General features: G+C 64.0%; 19 protein-coding genes. 7 read left to right on the top strand and 12 right to left on the bottom strand.

Annotated features, from left to right (window positions below; genetic code table 11):
• Nucleotides 1-118 precede the first annotated feature (118 nt).
• The 5 genes from OJJ21_RS22595 to OJJ21_RS24440 all read left to right on the top strand — a co-directional run bounded on the left by OJJ21_RS22595 (nt 119) and on the right by OJJ21_RS24440 (nt 4,964).
• On the top strand, nt 119-733 hold the full coding sequence (locus OJJ21_RS22595; protein WP_297690122.1) for a TetR/AcrR family transcriptional regulator: 615 nt from the start codon (nt 119-121) through the stop codon (nt 731-733).
• Nucleotides 734-850: 117 nt separating this feature from the next.
• Nucleotides 851-1,279: a GFA family protein gene (locus OJJ21_RS22590; RefSeq protein ID WP_297690121.1), complete on the top strand. Its 429-nt coding sequence runs from the start codon at nt 851-853 to the stop codon at nt 1,277-1,279.
• Nucleotides 1,280-1,437: 158 nt separating this feature from the next.
• A complete protein-coding gene (locus OJJ21_RS22585) occupies nt 1,438-1,998 on the top strand; it encodes a GNAT family N-acetyltransferase (protein ID WP_297690117.1) in 561 nt (186 codons plus the stop codon).
• A gap of 149 nt (nt 1,999-2,147) precedes the next feature.
• Nucleotides 2,148-4,298 carry a catalase/peroxidase HPI gene (katG, locus tag OJJ21_RS22580; RefSeq protein ID WP_297690115.1) on the top strand — a complete coding sequence of 717 codons (2,151 nt, stop codon included), beginning with the start codon at nt 2,148-2,150 and terminating at the stop codon, nt 4,296-4,298.
• Between the two features lie 225 nt (nt 4,299-4,523).
• Nucleotides 4,524-4,964 carry a branched-chain amino acid ABC transporter permease gene (locus OJJ21_RS24440; RefSeq protein WP_366093595.1) on the top strand — a complete coding sequence of 147 codons (441 nt, stop codon included), beginning with the start codon at nt 4,524-4,526 and terminating at the stop codon, nt 4,962-4,964.
• Here the strand turns inward: OJJ21_RS24440 and OJJ21_RS22575 are convergent.
• The 6 genes from OJJ21_RS22575 to OJJ21_RS22550 all read right to left on the bottom strand — a co-directional run bounded on the left by OJJ21_RS22575 (nt 4,895) and on the right by OJJ21_RS22550 (nt 13,725).
• A complete protein-coding gene (locus OJJ21_RS22575; protein WP_297690113.1) occupies nt 4,895-5,530 on the bottom strand; it encodes a hypothetical protein in 636 nt (211 codons plus the stop codon). The genes OJJ21_RS24440 and OJJ21_RS22575 overlap by 70 nt on opposite strands.
• Nucleotides 5,531-5,577: 47 nt before the next feature.
• Nucleotides 5,578-6,543: a fatty acid desaturase family protein gene (locus OJJ21_RS22570; protein ID WP_297690111.1), complete on the bottom strand. Its 966-nt coding sequence runs from the start codon at nt 6,541-6,543 to the stop codon at nt 5,578-5,580.
• Nucleotides 6,544-7,182: 639 nt separating this feature from the next.
• The gene (locus tag OJJ21_RS22565; RefSeq protein ID WP_297690110.1) at nt 7,183-8,703 is read right to left on the bottom strand and encodes a M81 family metallopeptidase; all 1,521 of its coding nucleotides are present in this window, start codon (nt 8,701-8,703) and stop codon (nt 7,183-7,185) included.
• Between the two features lie 255 nt (nt 8,704-8,958).
• On the bottom strand, nt 8,959-10,683 hold the full coding sequence (gene ilvD / locus OJJ21_RS22560; protein ID WP_297690268.1) for a dihydroxy-acid dehydratase: 1,725 nt from the start codon (nt 10,681-10,683) through the stop codon (nt 8,959-8,961).
• Nucleotides 10,684-10,798: 115 nt separating this feature from the next.
• Nucleotides 10,799-11,662: a YihY/virulence factor BrkB family protein gene (locus tag OJJ21_RS22555; protein WP_297690108.1), complete on the bottom strand. Its 864-nt coding sequence runs from the start codon at nt 11,660-11,662 to the stop codon at nt 10,799-10,801.
• Between the two features lie 8 nt (nt 11,663-11,670).
• Entirely contained in the window at nt 11,671-13,725 is a 2,055-nt protein-coding gene (locus tag OJJ21_RS22550) for an AsmA family protein (protein WP_297690106.1), read from the bottom strand.
• A gap of 125 nt (nt 13,726-13,850) precedes the next feature.
• Between OJJ21_RS22550 and OJJ21_RS22545 the strand changes: the two genes are divergently transcribed.
• Nucleotides 13,851-14,222: a hypothetical protein gene (locus OJJ21_RS22545; protein WP_297690105.1), complete on the top strand. Its 372-nt coding sequence runs from the start codon at nt 13,851-13,853 to the stop codon at nt 14,220-14,222.
• Nucleotides 14,223-14,279: 57 nt separating this feature from the next.
• Nucleotides 14,280-15,200, top strand: coding sequence for an AEC family transporter (locus tag OJJ21_RS22540; protein ID WP_297690103.1), 921 nt, complete (start codon nt 14,280-14,282; stop codon nt 15,198-15,200).
• Nucleotides 15,201-15,204: 4 nt separating this feature from the next.
• On the opposite strand, the gene era is transcribed toward OJJ21_RS22540, so the two are convergent.
• From era to pyrE, 6 genes are all read right to left on the bottom strand, one after another.
• Nucleotides 15,205-16,131, bottom strand: coding sequence for a GTPase Era (gene era, locus OJJ21_RS22535; protein WP_297690101.1), 927 nt, complete (start codon nt 16,129-16,131; stop codon nt 15,205-15,207).
• Nucleotides 16,128-16,880 (bottom strand): ribonuclease III, encoded by a 753-nt coding sequence (gene rnc, locus OJJ21_RS22530; RefSeq protein WP_297690099.1) that lies wholly within the window; start codon nt 16,878-16,880, stop codon nt 16,128-16,130. Before rnc ends, era begins: the two co-directional genes overlap by 4 nt.
• 7 nt (nt 16,881-16,887) lie before the next feature.
• Nucleotides 16,888-17,646: a signal peptidase I gene (lepB, locus tag OJJ21_RS22525; RefSeq protein WP_366093590.1), complete on the bottom strand. Its 759-nt coding sequence runs from the start codon at nt 17,644-17,646 to the stop codon at nt 16,888-16,890.
• A gap of 111 nt (nt 17,647-17,757) precedes the next feature.
• Nucleotides 17,758-18,168: a holo-ACP synthase gene (gene acpS, locus OJJ21_RS22520; protein ID WP_297690095.1), complete on the bottom strand. Its 411-nt coding sequence runs from the start codon at nt 18,166-18,168 to the stop codon at nt 17,758-17,760.
• Nucleotides 18,165-18,917, bottom strand: a complete 753-nt coding sequence (locus tag OJJ21_RS22515; protein ID WP_297690092.1) for a pyridoxine 5'-phosphate synthase — start codon at nt 18,915-18,917, stop codon at nt 18,165-18,167. Before OJJ21_RS22515 ends, acpS begins: the two co-directional genes overlap by 4 nt.
• 11 nt (nt 18,918-18,928) lie before the next feature.
• A complete protein-coding gene (pyrE, locus tag OJJ21_RS22510; RefSeq protein ID WP_297690090.1) occupies nt 18,929-19,516 on the bottom strand; it encodes an orotate phosphoribosyltransferase in 588 nt (195 codons plus the stop codon).
• Nucleotides 19,517-19,549 lie beyond the last annotated feature (33 nt).

The raw sequence follows: 19,549 nt of genomic DNA, 5'->3' as shown, positions 1-19,549 counted from the left end.
CCCGGCCCCGCTGCAGGCCCTGCACGTTACGAGCGACTCCGCCGCCGGCATCACAACCCTGTGAGGGTGTCACGATCCCCATCGACTCTCTTACCTACCAGTTGGTAAGTCGACAACCATGAATTCGCACACCCGCCAGATCATCCTGCAGGAAGCCGAGGTGCTGATCCGCACCCGCGGCTATGCCGCCTTCTCCTATGCCGACCTGGCCGGGCGGATCGGCGTCACCAAGGCCAGCATCCACTACTATTTCCCGGCCAAGGAAGACCTCGTGCTGCAGCTGACCGAGGATTACGTGACGCGCTTCCGGGCGGCGCTCGATCGCATCCTCGCGCGGCATGCCACCGCCGGCGCCCGGCTGCGCGCCTATGCCCAGCTTTTCCTCGCCGGCTTCGAACAGGGCATGCTGCCCTATTGCGGCGCGCTCTCGGCCGAGCGGTCGGCGCTGCCGATCGCCATGCATGGCCCGATCCAGGCCTTCTTCCAGCTGCATCTCGACTGGCTCGGCGGCGTGCTGGAGGACGGCCGCGCCGCCGGCGAACTGGCGACGCGCGCCGCGCCCGGCCATCTCGCGCTGCTGCTGCTCAGCACGCTGGAGGGCGGCACCTTCGTCGGCTGGGCGATGGAGCGCAAGGCGATGGTGCTGGCCGCCTTCGAATCCGTGCTGGCGGGCATCGAGACTCAACAGCCGCACAGACAGGCCGCAAGCGGTTCAGGGCCCGCGCCGGCGTGACGATGAGGACAGGGGACCAGGAAAGGCGATCAGACCGCATGTCGACGTGACGACCGCGCAGCCGCGCTGCGCCGTTCCCCTCACCGCATCCACGCAACGACTGTCAGGACCATATCCATGACCACGACCCATACGGGCGCCTGCTTCTGCGGCGCCGTCGAGATCGAAGCCACCGGCGAACCCGAAGCCATGGGCTACTGCCACTGCGCCTCCTGCCGCGCCTGGTCGGCCGGCCCGGTGAATGCCTTCACGCTGTGGAAGCCCGGCAATGTCCGGGTGACCAAAGGGCAGCAGTTCCTCGCCCGCTTCATGAAGACGGAAAAAAGCGACCGCCAGTTCTGCACCGCCTGCGGCGGCCATGTGATGACCGGCCATCCCGGCTTCGGCCTCGTCGATGTCTATGCCGCCATCCTGCCCAGCCTGGCCTTCGCGCCCGGCGTGCATGTGAACTACGCCGAAACCGTGCTGCCGATGAAAGACGGCCTGCCGAAGCTGAAAGACTTCCCGGCCGAACTCGGCGGCAGCGGCATCGCCATCCCGGAATAGCCGCCGGCCAAAGCGGCCACGGCCCCTGTCGGTCCCGCAGCGATGCGGGGCCGAACCCACCCTGCCCGGCGGCACGCACCCCCGTAACCGCCGGGCAGGCCCTAACCCCGCGGGATTAGCGCAGGGCTACGCCCGCTGTGCTAGGCTGGTGCCGCATCATGAGTGTTGTCCGTCCCGCCACGCTGCTTCGTACCGGCACCCGTCCGGCCGCCACCATCCTGCCGGCGGCGACGCCGACGCAGCTCAACGAGGTGCGCGCGCTGATGCGCGCCAACCTGGCCTGGCACCGCGAATGCCATGCCGAGGACGATGCCCTCACCGACCGCTGGTTCGCGCCGCAGCATTTCGAGGCCGAACTGGCCGGCCTGCCCGGCGCCTATGCGACGCAACAGAAAGGCGCGCTGCTGCTCGCCTATAACGGCGGCCGGGCGGCGGGCTGCGTGGCGCTGCGCGGCCTGGGCGATGGCCTGTGCGAGCTGAAGCGGCTGTTCGTGCCGCTCACCTGTCGCGGCCTCGGCATCGGCCGCCTGCTGACCGAACGGATGATCGCCACGGCGCGGGCGCTCGGGCATCGCCGCCTGCGGCTGGATTGCAGCCTGCGCCAGGTCGAGGCGATGCGGCTGTTCGTCGGCACCGGCTTCACCCGCATCGCGCCCTATTACACCGACCCCGACGACCTGCCGGAGCGGCTGGCGTTTTTCGAGAAGACGCTGGCGTAAGCCGTCTCGCCGCATGATCGGATAAACCGATCACAATCACCATTATAATCAATTTCCTCTCTGAGTAGCGCGGCAGTAACGTCGCTACAGTCAGGCCTGCGCGCCGCCGGCGGCCGGCTGACCCGGACAACCGAAACAGGAGAGACGCCATGAGTGAAGGCAAATGCCCCGTGATGCACGGCGGGGTCACGGCCGCGGGCACCACCGTCACCAACTGGTGGCCCAACGCGCTGAACCTCGACATCCTGCACCAGCACGATACCAAGACCGATCCGCTCGGCCGCGGCTTCAGCTATCGCGACGAGCTGCGCAAGCTCGATGTCGCCGCGCTGAAGGCCGACCTCACCGCGCTGATGACCACCAGCCAGGACTGGTGGCCGGCCGACTGGGGCCATTACGGCGGCTTGATGATCCGCATGGCCTGGCATGCCGCCGGATCCTACCGCATGGCCGATGGCCGTGGCGGCGGCGGCACCGGCAACCAGCGGTTCGCGCCGCTGAATTCCTGGCCCGACAACGCCAATCTCGACAAGGCGCGCCGCCTGCTCTGGCCGATCAAGAAGAAATACGGCAACCGCATCAGCTGGGCCGACCTGATCATCCTGGCCGGCACCATCGCCTATGAATCCATGGGCCTGAAAACCTTCGGCTTCGGTTTCGGCCGCGCCGATATCTGGCACCCCGAGAAAGACGTCTACTGGGGCGCCGAAAAGGAATGGCTGGGTTCCGACCGCTATGACGGCGACGACCGCCAGTCGCTGGCCAATCCGCTGGCCGCCGTGCAGATGGGCCTGATCTACGTCAACCCCGAAGGCGTCGGCGGCAAGCCCGATCCGCTGCGCACCGCGCAGGATGTGCGCCTCACCTTCGCCCGCATGGCGATGGACGATGAGGAAACCGTGGCGCTCACCGCCGGCGGCCACACGGTCGGCAAGACCCATGGCAACGGCGATGCGGCGAAACTCGGCCCCAGCCCGGAAGACGGCCCGGTGGAAGACCAGGGGCTGGGCTGGCTCAACAAGACCAGCCGTGGCATCGGTCGCGACACCGTCACCAGCGGCCTGGAGGGCGCCTGGACCACGCATCCCACCAAATGGGACAACGGCTATTTCAAGCTGCTGCTCGGCTATGAGTGGGAGCTGAAAAAGAGCCCGGCCGGTGCGCATCAGTGGCAGCCGGTGAATATCAAACCGGAAGACATGCCGGTGGATGTGGAAGACCCCGGCATCCGCTGCATGCCGATCATGACCGATGCCGACATGGCGATGAAAGTCGATCCGGCCTACCGGAAAATCTCCGAGCGCTTCGCCAAGGACCAGGCGTATTTCTCGGATGTCTTCGCCCGCGCCTGGTTCAAGCTGACCCATCGCGACATGGGCCCGAAGGTGCGCTATCAGGGCCCCGACGTGCCCCGGGAAGACCTGATCTGGCAGGACCCGATCCCGGCCGGCAGCACGCAGTACGACATCGGCCATGTGAAGACGCGCATCGCCGCCAGCGGCTTAAGCATCGCCGAGCTGGTCAGCACCGCCTGGGACAGCGCGCGCACCTATCGTGGTTCGGATATGCGCGGCGGCGCCAACGGCGCGCGCATCCGGCTGGCCCCGCAGAAGGACTGGGCCGGCAACGAGCCCAAGCGGCTCAGCAAGGTGCTCGGCGTGCTGGAGGCCATTGCGCGTGACAGCGGCGCCAGCCTCGCCGATACCATCGTGCTGGCCGGCAATGTGGGCATCGAACAGGCGGCGAAAGCGGCAGGCTTCGAGACCATCACCGTGCCCTTTGCGCCCGGCCGCGGCGACGCGAGCGACGCGCAGACCGATGCGGACTCGTTCGCGGTGCTGGAGCCGATCCATGACGGCTACCGCAACTGGCAGAAGGAGGACTATGCCGTGAGCGCGGAAGAGCTGCTGCTCGACCGCACCCAGCTCATGGGGCTGACCGCGCCGGAAATGACCGTGCTGGTCGGCGGACTGCGCGTGCTGGGCGCCAACCATGGCGGCGCGAAGCATGGCGTGTTCACCGACCGCGTCGGCGCGCTGACGAATGATTTCTTCGTCAACCTGACCGACATGGCCAACACCTGGAAGCCGGCGGGCAAGAATCTCTACGAGATTCGCGACCGCAGGACCGGCCAGGTGAAATGGACCGCCACGCGGGTGGACCTGGTGTTCGGTTCCAACTCGGTGCTGCGCGCCTATGCCGAGGTCTATGCCCAGGACGATGCGAAGGAGAAGTTCGTGCGCGACTTCGTCGCCGCCTGGACCAAGGTGATGAACGCGGATCGGTTTGATCTGGCGTGAGGTAACCGCAGCACCTTCCTACCTCACTCGGGGCCGCAGCATTGCGGCTCCGAGTGGGCTGTTTCAACCGGCCCCTACTAGCTGAATCAGCGCGGCATATTTCCAGATTACGCAAAGATACACATAATATTTGTACTGCATTTAATACTGGTTTGGTAAAGCTGTTAGAGCACCCTCTCAAATGGTGGATTACAAGAAATAGGGACGGATCTATGCAATTATGGCTTGTTGCTGTTCATGGTATCTGCGGGCCTTACGCTCATATTTGGCATGATGGGTGTCGTAAATTTCGCACACGCCTCGTTCTACATGCTGGGCGCTTACCTATCGTTCTCCATCAGCCGTGTTACCAGCTTCTGGTGGGCTCTGTTGATCGCACCATTCTTGGTCGCGATCATCGGAATTTTCATTGAGCGGTACATGCTTCGCCGGGTTCACTCCCTTGGCCATTCTCAGCAGTTGCTGCTTACCTTTGGTGTCGCGTTTGTCTTCGACGAACTGGTCAAGGTCTTCTACGGGAACTTTCCTGTGGCATATCGTGCACCACCAGAATTGACCGGAGCAGCATTCGAGATTTTCGGGACCAATTTTCCGATCTATCGGGTCTTTGTCGCAGCCACGGCAATATCCGCGCTCATTTCTTCGATACATGCAGATACATGCTGACGCTCACGTATGAGCTTAATCTCAAGCGCTAACTTTAAGTTATGAAAGACAAAGTCTGGAATATACTCTCTTCCGGAGAATTTAAACTTACCTGCCTCACGATCGTAGCTGATCGGCTTTTGGTATCCTCTCCCAATCAAAAGAGATTCAATTGCATTCTGAACTTCGAATTCTTTTTCTGGCCTCCTAAAAATCACCTGCCTTAAATTTGCGACAAGCAAATCCTGTATTTCTGATATGGACGCGGTTATGCCCGTAGTGGCGCCACTAAGCACACCGGATAACATCAAGACCTCAGCATAGACCATATCAAAAATCTCTTTCTGAACTGGCCATACTGTACCCATAGACCCTTTCATTGCTTCTACATTGAAAACAGTTCCGCTCGTTTGCGATAGTGACGAGTATTCCTCTGCCATTTTGTTATATGTTCGAGCATAGCTTTTAAACGCTCCCCACTTCGCATGGTCTGGAGTACTACCGTTCATGACTGCTTCCATAGCACGTCGCAGCGCATCGGCTCTAACAGCGAGAATTGTAAGCCTTCCTGTACGGTCAGATTGCATCCGTCTCTCTTTAAAATCGTCGTTTATTTTTTAAATTTCATAAGCTTTCAAATATGCACCGGCTTCGCCGCGCCTGTCGCGCCGCCGCCATCGCTCGCCGCGCTCGTCGCCATGCGCAGCACCTCGGCATAGCTGTCGCGCACTTCCATCCGGTCGCGCAGGCCTTTCGCCATCAGCAATCGGTGTGCAGCAGGTAACTTCCAACATGGAAGACTGAGCAGCAGGTGATGCTCCAGATGGTAGTTCACCCAGTAGGGCGCCAGCAGCAGGCGCGTCCAGATGCCGGCCAGCGTCGTGCGCGTGTTGCGTAAGCTGTCGTCGTTGTCGGGCACCACGGCATGTTCGGCGATGTTGCGGATGCGGCTGATCAGCTGATACCAGGTGAGCAGCGGCAGCAGCCACAAAGCCGGATACAGCCACCACAGGCCCGCGACCGTCAGCGCGGCCCACAGCACTGCATTCACAATCGCGAATCCCACCAGCCCGCCCTGCTGCAGCCGCGCCCGGCGTTCGCGCCATGAGAGTCCCGCCTGGCCCCATGTCGCCATGATCTGCTGTTTGCGCCGCGTGTATCCCGTGCGCCCGGTGATGTCGCGCCACACCTTGCGCTTCAGGCTGGCCCTGCTGATCGGGAATGGCGCCGAGAGCACCAGGTCGGGGTCGTCTTCCTGCTGGGTGAAGCGGTGATGCTTCAGGTGATAGGGGCGATAGAGCAGCAGGTCGGTGCCCACGGGGAATGCGCAGAGCCATTGCCCGGCGAATTCGTTCAGCCGCCGCGTGCGGAACAGCAGGCCATGGGCCGCATCATGCATCAGGATGGCCAGCCCGAGCTGCCGCCCGCCGATCACCATCACGGCCAGGATGAAGGTGAGCGGATTGGGCAGCCAGACGACCAGCGCCATGGCACCAGTTATCAGCGCCCAGGCATGCAGCACCAGCGCAGCGCCGATCAGGTCGGAGCGCCGGCTCAGCCGTCTGATCTCGTCGGCGGTGAAAACCTCCCTCGCCTGCACGGCGGCGCCTCCCTCGATGCGCGTCTGTGATTGCAGGCAGTTTAGCGCGCCCACCCACACACGTCATGCCCGGCCTTGAGCCGGGCATCTCAGGCCGGACTGCGACAGGTCCTCGGGTCAAGCCCGAGGACGACGGCTGAAAAGACGGCGCCGCCCCTTGCCTACCCCACCCGTCATGCCCGGGCTTGACCCGGGCATCCATTTGCCGATGGGTCCGGGCCATGCCGGAGAGGCCTGAAGCGCCGATGGTCGGGATGGATGCCCGGGTCAAGCCCGGGCATGACGGTGGAGTGAAATGCGGCCGGGACTTGAAATCTACCCGTCAGTTCCACATATGTTCCTGTTGGGCTGCCGCCAGCCGCATGCATTCGTATGCACGCCTGCGGCACGGGCAATCATGCCCGCCCGGACAAGGAGAAAGCGAACGAAGCGCAGCGAACGCCAACGAACCTGAACGAAGCCGAACGAACGCAAACGAGCATCAAACGGCGCCAAACGAACCGCAACGAACTCAAACGAACCCGAACGGGACGCTTTCAGCACTGAATGGGCACGGTTCAGCACCGAACGGGACTCATTCGACACCGAACGGGCCCGGCCCAAACCCGCATCGTCCTGTATGCAGGCGGCTGGCCGGCGCTAGAACGCCCGCCCCTTCGGGCTGAGCTTCATGCCGCGACGCAGGTTTTTGTAGGGCAGCGTCTCGGCGCGTTCGATGAAGGCGCCGGGGCTTTCGACATTGAGGATGTCATGCGCGATGTCGGTGAAGTCGCCGCGGAAATGCACCGTGCTTTTCACGCCGACGATCTGGCGTTCGCCTGGCTCGATGCCGACATGGCGATACTGGTCCTTGTCGGCAGCCTGCACCCGCGCCGAGGCGATCACCAGGTCCACACCATTGCATTGCAGCCGCGCCATCGGGCCGAGCGCCATCTGCGTGCCCTTGTAGAACGGCCCGGTGCAGAGGAATTTGCCGTCGCCGAGTTTTCCAACCTTGAAGCGGTTGCGGTAGGGCCGCGCGCCCTCGACATCGAGCAGCTTGCCGCCGACGCTCACCTCGATCTCGGCGCCCTCGCCGGCCTGGTGCGCGATCATCGCCACTTCGGGATCATAGAGCAGGCCGAGCGTCGCATCGGGCACATGCTCGGCAATCAGCGCCGCCAGCAGACCGGTGGTGTCACTGGTGGCGCCGGTGCCGGGATTGTCCTGCACATCGGCCAGCACGATGGATTTGCTGGCGCCGGCCAGGATCAGCTTGCGCGCCTGTTCGATGGCATCGACGGGCGAGAGAAGATTGAGTTTGAATTCCGCCTCGCGCTCGACGATGGCGCGGGTGAAATCGTCGGCGGCCTTGTCGGCCATCGCCTGCGTGTCGGCATAGGCGATCACGCTCGGCCCGCAATGGTGGATGTCGGCCGGGTGGAAGCCGGGGCTGAAGCTCATGCTGCTGAGGCCCGGATAGGCGGCGCTGTGCTCCATGTCGCCCATCTGGTCGTACAGGCTCTTGCACGGTTCGATGAAGGTGCATTGCGCGGTCAGCGGAATCAGGAACGGCAGCTGGCGGAAGGCTTTCGCCTGGCATTTGCGCTCGCCGGTGAGCAGCTCTTCCATATGGTGCAGCACGCGCGCGCCGGTCACCGCCATGTCGAGATGCGGATAGGTGCGGTAGGCGATCAGCACGTCGCTGTATTGCACCATCTCCGGCGTCACATTGGCATGCAGGTCGAGGCTGACGCCGATCGGCATGTCGGGGCCGACCAGCGCGCGCACGCGGCGCAGCAGCTCGCCCTCGCCGTCCTCATGCGCTTCCGTCACCATGGCGCCGTGCAGGTCGAGATAGACGCCGTCGATGCGGCCTTTCAGCGCACTGATGCCGTCAAGGATCTTCTTCGCCACATACTCGAAGGCCTCGGTGGAGACGTAGGACGACGGCGCCGCGGCGGCCCAGACGATCGGATGCAGCTCCCACTGCTTCGGCCTGGCGGCATGGATGAAGCCGCCGATGGGAATGTTCATCGGGCCGAACACATCGAAGATCGCCTTGCCCTCGGTCAGCGGCGGCCAGCCCTCGCCCTTGATGAACAGGTCGAGCGTGGCGCGCGTCGGCGCAAAGGTATTGGTCTCATGCTGGAAGCCGGCAATAGCAATGCGATAGGTCATGGTTATGCTCTGGGGGCTGGGGTTTTTATTTTGTGGACGCTGCGTAAGCTTAAACAGGATGCGGAAATCCTGTCCATGCAAAAAGAAAGGGCGCAAGTGAGCGCCCTTCTCTCCACACCACAGTTGTCATGGCCGGGCTTGACCCGGCCATCCACGCCTTACTGTCGTCGCCACGCAGGGCAACGATGGCCCGAACCCATCTACGTGGATGGCCGGGCCAAGCCCGGCCATGACAGGTATTAGGACCATGCAGATTCAGATATCTGCGTATTCCTTCACTTCCTTGGCCCCGCCGGGATGCGTCACCGCGCCGTCATGGGCGTCGCCCACGGTCTGGGCGTATTTCCACAGCGCGCCCGACTGGTATTCGGTCTTGCGCGGCTTCCACTTCTTCTTGCGCGCGGCGAATTCCTTGGCGGAAACATCCACTGAGAGAATCCCCTTCACCGCATCGATGGTGATGATGTCGCCGGTCTTGATCAAGCCGATCGGCCCGCCGACCGCCGCCTCGGGCCCGACATGGCCGATGCAGAAACCGCGCGTGCCGCCGGAGAACCGCCCGTCGGTGATCAGCGCCACCTTGTCGCCGGCGCCCTGACCGTAGAGGGCCGAGGTGGTCGACAGCATCTCGCGCATGCCCGGGCCGCCCTTCGGACCCTCGTAGCGGATGACGATCACATCGCCGTCCTTGTACTTCTTCTTCTGCACCGCCTCGAACGCGGCTTCCTCGGAATCGAACACCCGCGCCGGGCCGACATGTTTCAGCCGCGCCATGCCAGCCACCTTCACGATGGCGCCGCGCGGCGCGAGATTGCCCTTCAGCCCCACCACGCCGCCGGTCGGCGTGATCGGGTTGCTGATCGGCCGCACCACATCCTGGTTCTTCGGGAAAGTGACGCCCTTCAGGTTCTGCTCGATGGTCTTGCCGGTGACGGTCAGGCAGTCGCCGTGGATATAGCCGCCCTTCAGCAGCTCGTTCAGCACCACCTGCACGCCGCCGATCTCGTACATGTCCTTCGCCACATAGCGCCCGCCCGGCTTGAGGTCGGCGATATAGGGCGTCGACTTGAAGATCTTGGCGACGTCGTCCAGATCGAACCGGATGCCGGCCTCATGGGCGATGGCCGGCAGATGCAGCGCGCCGTTGGTCGAACCGCCGGTGGCGGCGACCACGCGGGCGGCATTCTCCAGCGCCTTGCGGGTCACGATATCGCGCGGGCGGATGCCGAGCTTGATCAGCTCCATCACCTGCTTGCCCGAGGCCTCGGCATACTGGTCGCGGGTCTCGTAGGGCGCCGGCGCGCCGGCCGAACCGGGTAGCGCCAGGCCGATGGCTTCCGACACGCAGGCCATGGTGTTGGCGGTGAACTGGCCGCCGCAGCTGCCGGCCGAGGGACAGGCGACGCATTCCAGCTCATGCAGGTCCTTGTCGCTCATCTTGCCGGCGGCATGCTGGCCGACGCCTTCGAACACATCGACCACCGTCACGTCCTTGCCGCGGAACCGGCCGGGCAGGATCGAGCCGCCATACATGAAGATCGAGGGCACGTTGAGCCGCACCATGGCCATCATCAGGCCGGGCAGCGACTTGTCGCAGCCGGCGAGGCCGACGATGGCGTCATAGCAGTGGCCGCGCACGGTCAGTTCGGTGCTGTCGGCAATGACTTCGCGGCTGATCAGCGACGACTTCATGCCCTGGTGGCCCATGGCGATGCCGTCGGTGACGGTAATGGTGGTGAATTCGCGCGGCGTGCCGCCATTGGCCTTGACGCCCTTCTTCACCGCCTGGGCCTGACGGCCCAGCGTGATGTTGCAGGGCGCGGCCTCGTTCCAGGTAGTGACGACGCCGACGAAGGGCTGGTGGATTTCCTTCTCGGTCAGCCCCATGGCGTAATAATAGCTGCGATGCGGCGCCCGCTCGGGGCCTTCGGTCACATGCCGGCTCGGCAGCATGGACTTGTCGATCTTCCCGCCCTTCATCACGCTCGGCCGCTTGGTGGCTGCGCGCGCCGCCGTCTTCTTTTTCTTGGTTGCCATGATTGCTGGTCCGTTCCCTCGAGGCAAAAAACACAGGGTCCGGAGCATATCCAGCGGATCAGCGGTCGGCCAGAGCCTCGGCCGGTGGCGACGGCGGTTTTTTGCTCTTGCGCCGCAACAGGGCGGCATTCAGCTCGGCCCCGAAGATGAACAGCACGGCCGAGACATAGAAGAAGACCAGGGTGATGATCACGCCGCCGAGACTGCCATAGGTGGCGCTGTAGCTGCCCAGTTCGGCGACATAGAGCGAAAACAGGCTGGCGGCAGCCAGCCACAGGGCGGTGGTCGCCATCACCCCCGGCAGCAGCGCCAGCACCGGAAGCTGCTTGCCGGGTAGCCAGCGATGCAGCGCCAGCAGGCCGGCCAGCATCACCAGGGCGGCCAGCAGGTAGCGGAAGGTGCCAAAGGCCCAGCGGTCGGCCTCGCCGAGCGGGAAGAGCCAGAGCAGCCCCTTCCAGATCACCGGCCCCAGCACCACCAGAACCGACAGCATCAGGAAGACAATGCCGCCGACGATGATGGCACCGATGCTGCCCAGCTTGATCAGCCACCAGGGCCGTTCCTCTTCGATGTCGTAGGCCGTATTGAGCGCGATGCGCAGCGCGTCGATACCGTTGGAGGCGACCCAGAGCGCGCCGAGCAGGCCGAGCGTCAGCAGGCCGCCATCGCGCGTATCGAGCACTTCATGGATTACGGGGGCCAGGGTCCTGGCCACATCCTGCGGCAGCAGGTCGAGCATGCTCTGCACCGACGCCAGCCCGCCGGCGGAGGTGCCAAGGAAACCGGCCAGCGCCGCCAGGAAAATCAGGAAAGGGAAAATTGCCAGCAGGCCGGTATAGGCGATATGGCCCGCGAGCTCGAAGGACAGGCTGTTGACCATGGCGCGGCCGGCGCTGAACAGCAGCCGGCCGGTATTCAGCATGCGGGACTTCATCCGCCCTTGCCTGCCTGTCCCTGCTGCAGCAGTGCGACGCAATCGCTGTCGCCTTCCAGGCCCGGTTCGATGAAAGCCAGAATGGACGCCAGCGGGGTCAGCAGCACACCAAGCGCAATCGCGCCTGCGGTACGCGCCGCCAGCTGTCCGGCATCGATGCCGACGCTGGGGCGGCTGAAAGCGCCGCTGATAGTGATGGGGGTCCGCGCCGACAGGATGCTGGCATCCTTGGGATGCGCTTTGACCGTAAGGCCAAGCAGTTCGTCGGTCAGGCTGATGCTGCCTTCCGCTGTCACGGTCGTATCGGTGGTATCCAGCACAAAGACGCGCGGTGTCATCACGCCCCGCTCGACATTGAAATCGGTGACAAAACAGCGTAGCGGAACAGTACGGTCGCCGCCAGCCCAGAACCGCGCCGCTTCGGCGACATCGAGGCCGACCAGTTCCAGAGCCAGATTGGACAACGTGCCGCCATTCATATGCAGCCGGATGTCACCATTGGCGCTGCCGAGCGACTTCTGCACCGTATCGCCGTAGCCGACCAGCCGGATGCGGCCATCGATCTGGCCGCTGCCGGTATCCTTCAACCCGGCCGCTTCAAGGAAACGCTCGAGCCGGAAGCGGTTCAGCTTCACGTCATACTGGGTCAGCACCGCATCGGTTCTGGCATCGATGCGAATATCGGCATCGACCAGGCCGCCGGCAACGCCGAGCTTCAGCGGCCGCAGATGCAGCACGCTGTTTTCCAGCAGCAGGTCGAGATCGACCCCGCTGAGCGGCGTGTTCGGCGCCTCGACCTTGTCGCCGTGGAATTTCACCCTGGCATCGACCTGGCGCAGTTGTTCGATCGCCAGCGGTGCGTCCGGCAACACGCGCGGCGGCGGCCCCCTGGCAACAGGCTCGGCCGGCTCCCTGGCCCTGGATTCTGCAGCCTGCTTCTCGCTGGCCGTTGCAGCCGCCATATTGGGCGGCAGAGCCTCTTCCGGCTTGAGACCGATCAGCGGCCCGATATCGCGATAGTCCAGCACCTTCGAGCGCAGGTCAGCCTCGATATACAGCCGCTCACGGCCGCCATCGATCATGATGGCGCCGCCAAGGTCGCTGTTGCCGACCCGTCCGGCCATAGTCTCGATGCGCCACACGGCACCATCGCGCTGCAGCCGGCCTTTGAGATCATAGGGCGGCGTCATCGGCAGCGGCACGCCGGTGATGGTCTGCAGCTTGCCGAGATCCGGGCCGCTCAATGCAACCTCCAGATCCAGCCCCTCGAACCTGATCGGATCGGCCAGGGTGCCGGTGATGCGTCCCACCGTCTGGTCTACGGTGAGTTCAACGGTCAGGGGATATGGCTCATCGTTTTCCCGTAACGACAACAGTGAGCCGCCCGTCAGCCGCAGCCGGAACGGCTCGCCATGCATGGTGCCGCGGCCGCCGAGGCGCACACGGTCCCGGCCCTCGTTATTTGCACCGAACACCGTCGCCACTTCGGCATCGATATCCACACCGGCCTTTTCATCGTGATAACGGAAGCGACCGTTCTCGATGCGCAGCCGGCCGATCAGCGGCATCTCCGTACGATCTTCCGGCGCGGCCACATCCTTCGCAGCCGTCACGGCAAAGGTCCAGTTGCCCTCGCCATCGGCACGGCGCTCAAGGGCGATCTGCGGTTTCACCAGGCGGATTTCCGGCAACACGGTGCGACCGCGCAGCAGCTGGCGCAGATCGACCACGATCTCGACACGCTCGAAGCTGAGCAACTCCTTCTCGCGGGCCCAGTCGGCATTGGCCATATGAAGGTCTTCGATAACGAAACGGGGCGTCAGCGACCATTCGCCATCCATGCGGCCATTGATCACGGTCTGCCGGCCGGTGGCGGCGGTGATGAAACTCTGGGCCGGATTGCGCAGCCAGTTCCAGTCGAACAGCGCCGCCGCAACACCCAGAATCGCAATGACCAGGCCAAAGCCGCCCAGTATCCAGTGCCAAACCGGTCTTTGGCGGTTTTTTTCCTGCGATTCTGCTGTTTTTCCCAATTCCTCCGGCTTAGGCATGACAATCTCCAGTAGGAAAAGGAAACCGTTGTTATGTCCTTCTGGTTCCATCGGAAATCCCGGCATCACGGAAAAATTAACCGGGGTTTAAGATTCGTTAATTGTGTACTGACACACTCCGTTACATGGGCGTGCAGACGGAGATCATTATTCCGCGCTATGTCGTGCTGACGCGATTGGCCGACAGCTGGATTCCGCGCGCCTCCCATGGCGATGTCGAGCGGGCCGAGGCCGAGGCGTTCCGCTGGCGCCGCATCTATGGTCCCGACCGCACCCGCGTTGCCGAATTCCTGATCCCCGAGGAAGTGCAGGCCTCCGTTCCGATGCCTGTGACGGTCACGGTGTCGGCTGTGCCGCTGACGTCCGCGCGCCGCCATTCCATGCCCGACAAGTACCAGGCCTGGCGCGATGCCGGATTGCGGGCGCTGGCGCTGTATCTTGGTTTCGGCTTCGCCACCCGCGCCATGGACCTGCTGATCCTGCTGGCACAGCATTAGTTTCGGCTGAACCGTTGGGTTAGACTCCCGGACAGTGTCCCGTCCGAGTCCCGCCGCATGCTCACCGTCATCTTTGCCATCATTCCGATCTTCCTGCTGATCGCGCTCGGCGGTGCGCTCAAGCGTTATAATTTTCCCGGCGACGCCTTCTGGCCGCTGGCCGACAAGATGACCTATTTCATCTTCTTCCCGGCCCTGCTGGTCGACAACCTGAGCAGCGCACGGCTGGGCAACCTCGATCCCACCGGTATGCTGGGCGCGCTGCTGGCCGTGATCCTGCTGCAGGCCGCGCTGGTTTACCTGCTGCGGCCGCTGGCGCGGGTGGATGGGCCGGGCTTCACCTCGGTGTTCCAGGGCGCGATCCGCTTCAACACCTTTGTCGGCCTTGGCGCCGTGGCAGCCCTGGAAGGTGGCGCCGGCATCACGCTGTTTGCCGTGGCCATCGCACTCGCCATCCCGGTGCTGAACGTGCTGTGCGTGCTGACGCTGGCGCGCTACGGCGCCCATGGCCAGAGCACCAGCTTCAGGGGTCAGGCCCTGTTCCTGGCTAAAAATCCGCTGATCATTGCCTGCCTGATCGGCATCGTCATGAACCTCGCCGATATCACGCTGCCGCGCGGCATCGAGCCGGTGTTCAAGATGCTGGGCAGCATGGCGGCGCCGATGGGCCTGCTCACGGTCGGCGCCGGGCTGCAGTGGGAGGCGGCGCGCAGCGGCGGCCGTGCCGTGCTGCTGTCCTGCGCGCTCAAGCTGCTGGTCTATCCGCTGATGCTGTTCGGCGCGGCCCGGCTCTGGGGCCTCGGACCGCTGGAAACCAAGGTAATGGTACTGTGGGGCACCATGCCGACGGCAAGCGCCAGCTATATCCTGGCGCGCCAGATGGGCGGCGACGCGCCGCTGGCAGCCGCCATCGTCACGGTCAGCACGATCCTCGCCTTCGTCACCGTGCCGCTGTTCATGCTGCTGCTCGGCGTCTAGGCCGTCACAGCTTCGGGAAATCGAGCCCCATGGCCTCGTAGCGCTCGGGATCGTCGCCCCAGTGCTCGCGCACTTTGACGAACAGGAACAGGTGCACGCGGCGATCGAACTGTTCTTCCATGATCTTGCGGGCGAAGGCGCCGATGCGCTTGATCATCTGGCCTTTTTCGCCGAGCACGATCTTCTTCTGGCCGTCGCGCTCGACATAGATCACCTGATCGATGCGGGCGGAGCCGTCCTTCTGGTCCTTCCAGTCCTCGGTCTCCACCGTGATCGCGTAAGGCAGCTCGTCATGCAGGCTGCGATAGACCTGCTCGCGGGTGATCTCGGCCGCCAGGAAACGCATCGGCACATCGGCCAGCTGGTCTTCCGGATACAGCCACGGCCCGGCCGGCATGCGGGTGGCCAGATCGGCGCGCACGTCATCGACGCCAGTGCCCTTCTCCGCCGAAATCATGAAGATGCGGTCGAAATCGTAGGCCTCGCTCAGCTGCTTGGCCAGGCCAAGCAGCTTTTCGCGCTGCACGGCATCGACTTTGTTCAGGGCCAGCAGCACATTCCTGCGCTTGCGATCCTTCAGCGATTCGACAATGGCGCGACTTTCATCATCGTAGCCGCGCTCGGCATCGATCAGCAGCAGCACCACATCGGCTTCTTCCACACCGCTCCAAGCGGCATTGACCATGGCACGGTCGAGCCGGCGCCTGGGCTCGAAGATGCCCGGCGTATCCAGAAAGATGATCTGCGTATCGCCTTCCATGCCGATGGCGGTGATGCGCGCGCGCGTGGTCTGCACTTTTTTGGAAACGATCGACACCTTGGCGCCGACGATCCTGTTGAGCAGCGTCGATTTCCCGGCATTGGGGGCGCCAACGATGGCGACGTAACCGCAATGCGGTGACGCCGGTGTAACTCTGGTTTCTTCTGTCATGCTTTCTCGGTGACGAGCCGGTCGAGCAAACGACCGGCTGCTTCCTGTTCAGCGGCCCGTTTCGAGCCGCCCTGCCCCTTGGCCGGATCGCCGTTCCCCAGCTTCACCGCGACAGTAAAGCGCGGTTCATGCGGCGGGCCTTCGGTGCTGACGATTTCATAGCGCGGCGCGGCCATGCCGCGCGCGGCAGCCCATTCCTGCAGGGCCGTCTTCGGATCCTTGGCGGCGCCGTTGGTCACCTCGCCCAGCATCGGCTCCATGTAGCGACGCACGAAACGCTCGGCCACCTTCAACCCGCCATCCAGATAGAGCGCCGCAACCACGGCCTCACAGGCATCAGCCAGGATGGCCGGCTTGCCGGCACCACCGGAATCGCGTTCGGACCGCGAGAGCTGAATGAAATCGCCGAGCCCCAGCGACTGGGCGAAACGCGCCAGGCTTTCCTGCTTGACCAGGGCGTTGTAGCGCAGCGCCAGTTCGCCGGCTTCAGCCTGCGGGAACCGTTCGGCCAGCAGGGTGGCGACAACGAGACCCAGCACGCGGTCGCCGATGAATTCCAGACGGTTGTAATCGCGCACGGCCTGTGGCGTTTCCGCGGGGGTTTTCGCGCGCGCCGATTTGGCGCGGCTGCGGCGCGGGTTGGCCGACGGATGCACCAGGGCTTCTTCCAGCACCTTGGTGTCAGCGAATTTGTGGCCCAGCGCCTGCTGCAGTTGCTCGAGTGCCGGTTTGCGGGATTCCGCAGTCACGCCGGCCTCAGTCGATACCGGTGAACATGCGATTCCAGCGCAGGGCACTGAACCAGGTCCAGGGCTTGAGCAGGGACGCACTCTGGTCGATCGAGATCCAGCGCACTTCGGCGCGGCCGATCAGATGGTCGGCCGGCACATATCCGACGCCGCCGACTTCAACCGGCACGCGGCTGTCCTGCGAGTTGTCGCGATTGTCGCCCATCATGAAATAATGCCCGGCCGGCACGGTATAGACGCCGGTGTTGTCGCCGGCATTATAATTATAAAGATTGAGAGTGACGTATTTCGCGCCGTTGGGCAGGGTTTCTTCCCACTGTTCGACGCGCTCCTGCACATTGCCGAAGCGGTCGCGGCGTTCGAAATCCTCGATGCGGCGGCGCTTCACCGGCTCGCCATTGATATACAGCGCACCGTCGCGCATCTGGATGCGGTCGCCCGGCAGGCCGATCACGCGCTTGATGTAGTCGATGGATGGATCGCGCGGCCAGCGGAACACCGCGACATCGCCGCGCCTGGGCGCCGAACCAAGGATGCGGCCCTCAAAGATCGGCGGGCTGAAGATGACCGAATACTTGCTGTAGCCGTAGGCGAATTTCGATACGAAGACATAATCGCCGACCAGCAGGGTCGGCAGCATCGATTCAGATGGAATATGGAAGGGCTCATAGGCGACGGTGCGGATACCGACGGCGATCAGCACGGCGTAGACCAGCGTGCGCAGGCTGTCCCAGATGTCTGCGCCACGCGTCTTAGACTTCGCCACCGCCTGCTCCCGATCCATATAAATCAATCCCTTACGCGCCATTTCCGGTCCGCCGGACCGGCATCAAGCCGATAACCGCCGGGCAAAGTCAAGCGCTGGCTAGAGGCCTGATTACACAGGGGATTTGGGACGGGCCGAGATGATGACAATGGCCTGGGCAAGCGGCGGTTCGTCGGTGAGGGAGACCTCGATCTGAGCCTCGTAACCCGCAGGTAACAGGCTCTCCAGCCGCGCCAGCGCCCCGCCGGTGAGCGCTATCGACGGTTTGCCGCCGGCGAGATTCACCACGCCCATATCGCGCCAGAACACGCCCTTACGGAAGCCGGTGCCAAGCGCCTTGGAACAGGCCTCCTTGGCCGCATAGCGCTTGGCATAGGATTCAATGCGGGTGAGCGGCCGGCGGTCGGAGCGCGCCTTCTCCACCGGCGTGAAGATGCGGTCGAGGAAGCGATCACCGAAGCGGGCGATGGTCTTCTCGATCCGCCGGATATCGATCAGGTCCGAGCCCAGGCCGATGATCATGCCGATTTCGCAGCGACGCCGCGCGCATCGTTCATCAGCGCGCGCATGCGGCGGATGGCGCCATCGAGACCACCGAAAATCGCCTCGCCGATCAGGAAATGGCCGATATTGAGTTCGACCACGGTGGGGATCGCGGCAACCGGCGCCACAGTATCGAAATTCAGGCCATGGCCGGCATGGCATTCCAGGCCAAGCGTTTCGGCATGGGCGGCCGCCCTGCGGATGCGCTCCAGCTCGGCGGCCTGTTCGTCGCCCTCGGTTTCGCAATAGCGGCCGGTATGCAGTTCGATCACCGGTGCGCCGAGCGCCCGGGCGGCATCGAGCTGCCTTTCAGAAGCTTCGATAAATAACGAGACGCGAATGCCGGCATCCGACAGTTTGGCGATCATCGGTTTGAGATGATTGTGCTGGCCGGCGGCATCCAGGCCGCCTTCGGTGGTGCGTTCCTCGCGGCGCTCCGGCACGATACAGGCGGCATGCGGCCGGTGGCGCAGCGCAATCGCCAGCATCTCTTCGGTGGCGGCCATTTCCAGGTTGAGCGGCAGGCTGATTTCGGCCATCAGGCGGTCGATATCGCTGTCGGAAATATGTCGGCGATCTTCGCGCAGATGCGCGGTGATGCCATCGGCGCCGGCCGCGGCCGCCATCTTAGCGGCGCGTACCGGATCGGGATGCTTGCCACCGCGCGCGTTACGGATGGTGGCGACATGATCGATGTTGACGCCGAGACGGAGCATGCGTGCAGTCATGGCAGGGACTCCTATTTCAGGCCACGCGAGCCCGGCTTGATCGCCGGAATCTTCTGCAGCTCGGGCGGCAGCTCATCCTCGCGATAGGCCGGCACCTTGAAGCCGCAGAGCGCAAACAGCGGCACGCCGAGATCGACCTCGCCGTCTGAGCGGTCGACGATGCAGGAGGCCGCCACGGTCACGCCGCCATGCTCGGCGATGCAATCGATGCATTCGCGGCTCGACTTGCCGGTGGTGACGACGTCTTCCGCCATCAGCACGCGGGCGCCCTTCGGGATATCGAAGCCGCGGCGCAGCGTGAATTTGCCATCGACGCGCTCAGCGAAGATCGCCGGCACGCCGAGCTGGCGCGCCAGTTCGTAGCCGACCACCACGCCGCCCATGGCGGGCGAACAGACCAGATCGACCGGCCTGGCGCCGAATTCGGCGCGCAGCCTGTCGGCCAATGCCTTGCACAGGGCGGCGGCGCGTTCGGGATACATCAGCACGCGGGCCGACTGCATGTAGACCGGGCTGTGCAGTCCCGAGGTCAGCAGGAAATGGCCTTCGAGCAGGGCGCCGGATTCCCGGTAATGCTGCAGCACGTCCTCACGATTCATGGTCTGTCGGTCTCTTTTCTGGGTCAGCGATTT

Origin of the sequence: Ferrovibrio sp., from assembly GCF_025869515.1 — a bacterium.
In the GTDB taxonomy this organism is placed as follows: domain Bacteria; phylum Pseudomonadota; class Alphaproteobacteria; order Ferrovibrionales; family Ferrovibrionaceae; genus Ferrovibrio.
This window is presented reverse-complemented; position numbering and strand designations above follow the sequence as displayed.

Bases quoted from the DNA above. Each gene is read 5' to 3' on its own strand.
- OJJ21_RS22595 (WP_297690122.1), top strand. From the start codon at position 119: ATGAATTCGCACACCCGCCAGATCATCCTGCAGGAAGCCGAGGTGCTG.
- OJJ21_RS22590 (WP_297690121.1), top strand. From the start codon at position 851: ATGACCACGACCCATACGGGCGCCTGCTTCTGCGGCGCCGTCGAGATC.
- OJJ21_RS22585 (WP_297690117.1), top strand. From the start codon at position 1,438: ATGAGTGTTGTCCGTCCCGCCACGCTGCTTCGTACCGGCACCCGTCCG.
- katG (WP_297690115.1), top strand. From the start codon at position 2,148: ATGAGTGAAGGCAAATGCCCCGTGATGCACGGCGGGGTCACGGCCGCG.
- OJJ21_RS22575 (WP_297690113.1), bottom strand. From the start codon at position 5,530: ATGCAATCTGACCGTACAGGAAGGCTTACAATTCTCGCTGTTAGAGCC.
- OJJ21_RS22565 (WP_297690110.1), bottom strand. From the start codon at position 8,703: ATGACCTATCGCATTGCTATTGCCGGCTTCCAGCATGAGACCAATACC.
- ilvD (WP_297690268.1), bottom strand. From the start codon at position 10,683: ATGAAGGGCGGGAAGATCGACAAGTCCATGCTGCCGAGCCGGCATGTG.
- OJJ21_RS22555 (WP_297690108.1), bottom strand. From the start codon at position 11,662: ATGCTGAATACCGGCCGGCTGCTGTTCAGCGCCGGCCGCGCCATGGTC.
- OJJ21_RS22550 (WP_297690106.1), bottom strand. From the start codon at position 13,725: ATGCCTAAGCCGGAGGAATTGGGAAAAACAGCAGAATCGCAGGAAAAA.
- OJJ21_RS22545 (WP_297690105.1), top strand. From the start codon at position 13,851: ATGGGCGTGCAGACGGAGATCATTATTCCGCGCTATGTCGTGCTGACG.
- OJJ21_RS22540 (WP_297690103.1), top strand. From the start codon at position 14,280: ATGCTCACCGTCATCTTTGCCATCATTCCGATCTTCCTGCTGATCGCG.
- era (WP_297690101.1), bottom strand. From the start codon at position 16,131: ATGACAGAAGAAACCAGAGTTACACCGGCGTCACCGCATTGCGGTTAC.
- acpS (WP_297690095.1), bottom strand. From the start codon at position 18,168: ATGATCATCGGCCTGGGCTCGGACCTGATCGATATCCGGCGGATCGAG.
- OJJ21_RS22515 (WP_297690092.1), bottom strand. From the start codon at position 18,917: ATGACTGCACGCATGCTCCGTCTCGGCGTCAACATCGATCATGTCGCC.
- pyrE (WP_297690090.1), bottom strand. From the start codon at position 19,516: ATGAATCGTGAGGACGTGCTGCAGCATTACCGGGAATCCGGCGCCCTG.